General features: G+C 40.8%; 1 protein-coding gene. It reads right to left on the bottom strand.

Annotation, left to right across the window (positions count from 1 at the left end; all coding sequences use genetic code 11):
- Nucleotides 1–147: 147 nt before the first annotated feature.
- On the bottom strand, nt 148–1,260 hold the full coding sequence (locus ABU914_RS15360; protein ID WP_379670568.1) for an IS4 family transposase: 1,113 nt from the start codon (nt 1,258–1,260) through the stop codon (nt 148–150).
- Between the last annotated feature and the right edge of the window lie 140 nt (nt 1,261–1,400).

Here is a 1,400-nt window from a genome sequence, read left to right as displayed (position 1 = left end):
CACTAGTGTTGCATAAATAAGATCAGAAAATTCTATTTATTATCATTCTCTCGTCAGAGCCAAAAAAGGAAAACCTGAACAAAAGGCGGCTCTGTCCATTTGGTAAAATTATACAATTAGACCAGGGTGACAACGACAGTTAGAGTTTCAGGGGACCGTTCGGTCCTCTAAACGCCTCACCCATTGATAGGCAGGTTTCCATACCATACGCTTTAACCAGCGGCTGACCTGTAGTATTTTTCTTTTGCTGCCTGTTTCTAACTGAATCAATACATGAAGACAATAGACAATAAGTGCTGTGTAGACCTGATTTTCTACTGCTGTTTCACTTTCACCGTAAAATCTTTTGATTTTGACATGCTGTTTCAGCCATTTGAAAAACAGCTCGATTTCCCAGCGAGAGCGGTAGATATCGCTGACTTCCTTCGGGCTGATATCAAATCGGTTGGTGATGAGCCTAAGGATTTCTCCGCGGCGATCTTTCACTTCAACAACACGAAAGGCATTTTCAGCTCGATTTTGCGTGGTACCAATCCATACCATTTTATCGGATAAGATATCTTCTTCCCTTGCATGAAAGATGTGGATATCTCTCGTCACTGCATTCTTTTTCAGTCTTGATACAAAAAAGTAGCCATCATCGGTCATCCGGTCGAAGCGCTCATAATCCAAGTAGCCACGATCAAACACATACATGGCGTTTGGATCATCTACCAGGACTTCCAATTGATTGCGGTCATGCTCTTTTGCTGGTGTCATCGTCAGTTGATCCGGATACAACGTATGCTTATCCATCATAACCAGTCGCATATGAATTTTCAGTCCTGCCTTTGTTTTACGGAATTCCGCCCAGCGATACTTCTTTACATTCAGAGGGATTGTGGTTGAATCTATGATGTTCAAAGGCATGGAGGTCTTCGTTCCAGTGTGAAAGGTTTTAATTTTACCTACAAGGTGGAAGAACAGCTTTGCTAATACCTCCGATGGAATCTCATTATTTCGCCGCGATAACTGCGAAACACTGATGGATTCAAAGCCCACGGCTTTTTGAAGGTCGTCATCCACCATCGCATCACTCATGTCATGTAAACTGTCCCATTCGTCCAGGTGAGCTAGAAGCATCAGTTTCAAGTATGATTCTGTTGTCAGCTTTTTCGTGTAATAGTCGAGTTTGAGTGCGTCTACTTGCTCATATAATAAATTAAAATTTATGGGAGCTACCCATTTACCAAATGATGAAAGTAGTGTATTCTTGTCCATAAGTTAGGTCCTTTATATTGGATTTGGACAGGATACCACCCGTCTCTCCAGTATAAAGGATTTTTTGTATCAAAAATACAAGTTTTTTAAACATTCAATGTCTTATGATTATTCAGCCTAAATTAATGCAATGCTAGTGA

Origin of the sequence: Pueribacillus sp. YX66, assembly GCF_041725775.1 — a bacterium.
Taxonomy (GTDB): domain Bacteria; phylum Bacillota; class Bacilli; order Bacillales; family UBA6769; genus Pueribacillus.
The sequence above is the reverse complement of the archived record's forward strand: the minus strand, read 5'-3'. Positions and strand labels throughout refer to the sequence as shown.

Bases quoted from the DNA above. Each gene is read 5' to 3' on its own strand.
- ABU914_RS15360 (WP_379670568.1), bottom strand. From the start codon at position 1,260: ATGGACAAGAATACACTACTTTCATCATTTGGTAAATGGGTAGCTCCC.